We start from the raw sequence: 4,007 nt of genomic DNA, 5'->3' as shown, positions 1-4,007 counted from the left end.
ACAGCAAGTGACTAAAAAGGCGCTGTACGGCGCCTTTCCAGTTCACTGGTTACCTGAGCGTAGCGCAGAAATCAGTGGTGATGGCCGCCTTCGCCATGGACGTGACCATGGGCGATTTCTTCCTGGCTGGCATCACGGATGTCGACGATCTTGACCTGGAAGTTCAAGCGTTGGCCGGCCAGCGGGTGGTTGCCGTCAACGGTCACGTCGTCGCCGTCCAGGTCGCGGATGGTCACGATCTGCATCTGGCCATCGGGGGCAGAAGCGTGGAACTGCATGCCCACTTCCAGCTCATCCACACCTTCGAACATGCTGCGGCTCAAGGTGCTGACCAGTTCAGCGGAGTACTCGCCATAGGCGTCTTCCGGCTCGACAGCCACAGTCAGCTCGTCACCGGTGGTTTTGCCTTCCAGGGCTTTTTCCAGGCCCTGGATGATGTTGCCTGCACCATGCAGGTAGACCAGCGGAGCGCCGCCGGCAGAGCTGTCGATGACCTCACCAGCGTCGTTGGTCAGGGTATAGTCGATGGAGACAGCCTTATTGGCGGCGATCAGCATGGGGCGAGACCTTTTGCATAAGAATGAAGAACGGACAAGTCTAAACAAGGATTTGCCCGAAAGCGAACAGAACCCGGACAAACGGGCTAGCGCGAACAGACCGACGGTCACGGGTTTTCATCAGGATGAAGATGGGCACTGGGTGGCCGAGCTGTCCTGCGGCCACACCCAGCATCTGCGCCACCAGCCACCGTGGCAGTCCCGGGCCTGGGTGCTGGACCCTGCGCAACGTATTGAAAAATTAGGCCAGCCCTTTGATTGTGGCTGGTGCGCTCAGGGCCCGGTTAGCGATAACCTTGGCGACTGAATTGTGGGTAGACGACCAGCCATAGGTCGCGCCCTGGTGTCCTGTTGCACAAACACAGGACACTTGTCATGCACCCTTAGAGAATCCGCATGCAAACTTTTTTTATCGCACCCACCGATTTTGGTGTGGGCCTGACCTCCATCAGCCTCGGGCTGGTGCGTACCCTTGAACGGGCCGGGCTGAAAGTCGGCTTCTTCAAACCCATCGCCCAGCCTCACCCGGGCGATACCGGCCCGGAACGCTCCACCGAACTGGTGGCGCGTACCCATGGCCTCAAACCGCCGCAGCCGCTGGGCCTGGCCCACGTGGAGCGCATGCTCGGCGATGGCCAGCTCGACGAATTGCTGGAAGAAATCATCACCCTCTACCAGCAGGCCGCCATCGGCAAGGACGTGCTGGTCGTCGAAGGCATGGTCCCGACCCGCAGCGCCAGTTATGCCGCACGGGTCAACCTGCACCTGGCCAAGAGCCTGGACGCCGAAGTGATCCTGGTGTCGGCGCCGGAAAACGAAGTGCTGACGGAGCTGTCCGGTCGCGTTGAGTTGCAGGCGCAGCTGTTCGGCGGACCAAAGGACCCGAAAGTCCTCGGCGTGATCCTGAACAAGGTCCGTACCGACGAGAGCATGGAGGCGTTCACCGCCCGGCTCAAGGAGCACTCGCCGTTGCTGCGCAGCGGCGACTTCCGCCTGCTCGGCTGCATCCCGTTCCGCCCCGAACTCAACGCCCCGCGCACCCGCGACGTCGCGGACCTGATGGGCGCGCAAGTGCTTAACGCTGGTGACTACGAAACCCGGCGCATGAGCAACATCATCATTTGCGCCCGCACCATGCGTAACACGGTGGAGCTGCTCAAGCCCGGCGTACTGGTGGTAACGCCCGGGGATCGCGACGACATCATCCTGGCCGTGAGCCTGGCGGCGATCAATGGCGTGCCGCTGGCCGGCCTGTTGTTGACCAGCGACACCCTGCCCGATCCGCGCATCATGGAGCTGTGCCGTGGCGCCTTGCAGGCGGGCTTGCCGGTGCTGTCAGTGAGCACCGGCTCCTATGACACCGCCAACCTGCTCCACGGCCTGAACAAGGAAATCCCGATCGATGACCGCGAACGCGCGGAGATCATCACCGATTTCGTCGCCAGTCACCTGGACGCCAAATGGCTGCACCAGCGCTGCGGCACGCCGCGGGAGATGCGCCTGTCACCCGCGGTGTTCCGCTATCAATTGATCCAGCGTGCCCAGTCCGCCAACAAACGCATCGTGTTGCCCGAAGGCAGCGAGCCGTTGACCGTCCAGGCCGCCGCCATTTGCCAGGCCCGGGGCATCGCCCGCTGCGTATTGCTGGCCAAACCGGCAGAGGTCGAAGCGGTGGCCCGCGCCCAAGGCATCGAATTGCCGCCGGGGCTGGAGATTCTCGACCCGGACGTAATTCGCGAACGTTACGTCGAGCCCATGGTGCGGCTGCGCAAGAGCAAAAGCCTGAACGCCCCCATGGCTGAGCAGCAATTGGAAGATACCGTGGTGATCGGCACGATGATGCTGGCGTTGGATGAAGTGGACGGGCTCGTCTCGGGTGTCATCCACTCCACTGCCAACACCATCCGCCCGGCCTTGCAACTGATCAAGACCGCGCCGGGCTGCTCATTGGTGTCTTCGGTGTTTTTCATGCTGTTTCCCGAAGAAGTCCTGGTCTACGGCGACTGCGTGATGAACCCGCACCCGAGCGCAGCGGAGCTGGCGGAAATTGCCCTGCAAAGCGCCGACTCGGCGGCGGCGTTCGGCATTACGCCGCGGGTGGCGATGCTCAGCTATTCCAGCGGCGAGTCGGCCAGTGGCGAAGAAGTGGAAAAAGTCCGCGAAGCCACCCTGCTGGCCCACGAGGCACAACATGGCTTGTTGATCGACGGCCCGTTGCAATATGACGCCGCCGCCAACGAAACCGTGGCCCGGCAACTGGCCCCCAACAGCCAAGTGGCGGGCCGGGCCACGGTGTTCATCTTCCCGGACCTGAACACCGGCAACACCACCCACAAAGCCGTACAACGCAGCGCCGATTGCGTCAGCCTCGGGCCAATGCTGCAAGGCCTGCGCAAGCCGGTCAACGACTTGCCGCGCGGCGCCCAGGTCGACGACATCGTGTACACCATCGCCCTGACCGCGATCCAGGCCGCCAACCGACCCATGGATATTTGATCAATGCTGGATTTCCTGCCCGTCCCCTTGCGCGGCGTCATTGCCTCGCTGCTGTTGGCGCTCAATACCATCGCCTGCTGCACACCGCTGTTCATCGTGGCGATTTTCAAACTGCTGCTGCCCTTCCCCGCCGCCCAGCGCTTCACCGACTGGCTGATGAGCCATATCCACGAAGCCTGGATCAGCAACAACAAGGCGTGGATGAACCTGGTGCGCCCTACCCGCTGGCATCTAAGCGGCTTGGACGGCCTCGATTACCAGCATTCGTATCTGGTCACCAGCAATCACCAGAGCTGGGTCGACATCATGGTGTTGCAGTACGTGCTGAACCGACGCATCCGCCCGTTGAAGTTCTTCCTCAAGCAAGAGCTGATCTGGGTGCCGGTGATCGGCCTGGCCTGGTGGGCGCTGGGCTTCCCGTTCATGAAGCGCTACTCCAAGGCTTACCTGGAAAAGCACCCGGAGAAGAAAGGCAAGGACCTGGAAACCACCCGCAAGACCTGTGCGAAGTTCCGCAACAACCCGGTGGGCATCTTCAATTTCGTCGAGGGCACGCGCTTTACCGAAGGCAAGCATGCCCAGCAACAGTCACCGTTTCGCTACTTGCTCAAGCCCAAGGCCGGCGGCATCGCATTCGTGCTTGATGCGATGGGTGAGCAACTGGAGTCGATCATCAACGTGACCATCCATTATCCGGGCGGTCGCCCGGGGTACTGGGATTTGCTCTGCGGCAACGTTGGCGAGGTGGTGGTGCATTTCCAGGAGCTGAAGATACCGCCGCAGTTCATCGGCAAGAGCTACGACCAGGACGGGGACTATCGCCTGGAGTTCCAGGGTTGGATCAACCAGTTGTGGCAGGACAAGGATGCGTTGCTTGCGCAGATGCATCGGGAGTATCCCGCCAAGTCTTGAGGTGGCTGCACTGGCCTCATCGCGAGCAAGCTCGCTCCCACA

The 4,007-nt window shown here is 61.8% G+C and carries 4 protein-coding genes; 3 read left to right on the top strand and 1 reads right to left on the bottom strand.

Annotation, left to right across the window (positions count from 1 at the left end; translation table 11 throughout):
* Window positions 1-71 precede the first annotated feature (71 nt).
* The gene (locus tag OC610_RS22515; RefSeq protein WP_181287611.1) at window positions 72-557 is read right to left on the bottom strand and encodes an FKBP-type peptidyl-prolyl cis-trans isomerase; all 486 of its coding nucleotides are present in this window, start codon (window positions 555-557) and stop codon (window positions 72-74) included.
* Between OC610_RS22515 and OC610_RS22510 the strand changes: the two genes are divergently transcribed.
* The 3 genes from OC610_RS22510 to OC610_RS22500 all read left to right on the top strand — a co-directional run bounded on the left by OC610_RS22510 (window position 526) and on the right by OC610_RS22500 (window position 3,965).
* Complete coding sequence (locus OC610_RS22510) at window positions 526-864, top strand: DUF3565 domain-containing protein (protein WP_264430885.1); 339 nt, start codon at window positions 526-528, stop codon at window positions 862-864. The genes OC610_RS22515 and OC610_RS22510 overlap by 32 nt on opposite strands.
* An 89-nt stretch (window positions 865-953) precedes the next feature.
* Window positions 954-3,053, top strand: a complete 2,100-nt coding sequence (pta, locus tag OC610_RS22505; RefSeq protein WP_264430884.1) for a phosphate acetyltransferase — start codon at window positions 954-956, stop codon at window positions 3,051-3,053.
* Between the two features lie 3 nt (window positions 3,054-3,056).
* Window positions 3,057-3,965: an acyltransferase gene (locus tag OC610_RS22500; RefSeq protein WP_264430882.1), complete on the top strand. Its 909-nt coding sequence runs from the start codon at window positions 3,057-3,059 to the stop codon at window positions 3,963-3,965.
* Window positions 3,966-4,007: the final 42 nt, after the last annotated feature.

Origin of the sequence: Pseudomonas agronomica (assembly GCF_025917275.1) — a bacterium.
Classification (GTDB): domain Bacteria; phylum Pseudomonadota; class Gammaproteobacteria; order Pseudomonadales; family Pseudomonadaceae; genus Aquipseudomonas; species Aquipseudomonas agronomica.
This window is presented reverse-complemented; position numbering and strand designations above follow the sequence as displayed.

Coding starts and splice junctions, on each gene's coding strand:
- OC610_RS22500 (WP_264430882.1), top strand. CDS start 3,057: ATGCTGGATTTCCTGCCCGTCCCCTTGCGCGGCGTCATTGCCTCGCTG.
- OC610_RS22510 (WP_264430885.1), top strand. CDS start 526: ATGGAGACAGCCTTATTGGCGGCGATCAGCATGGGGCGAGACCTTTTG.
- pta (WP_264430884.1), top strand. CDS start 954: ATGCAAACTTTTTTTATCGCACCCACCGATTTTGGTGTGGGCCTGACC.
- OC610_RS22515 (WP_181287611.1), bottom strand. CDS start 557: ATGCTGATCGCCGCCAATAAGGCTGTCTCCATCGACTATACCCTGACC.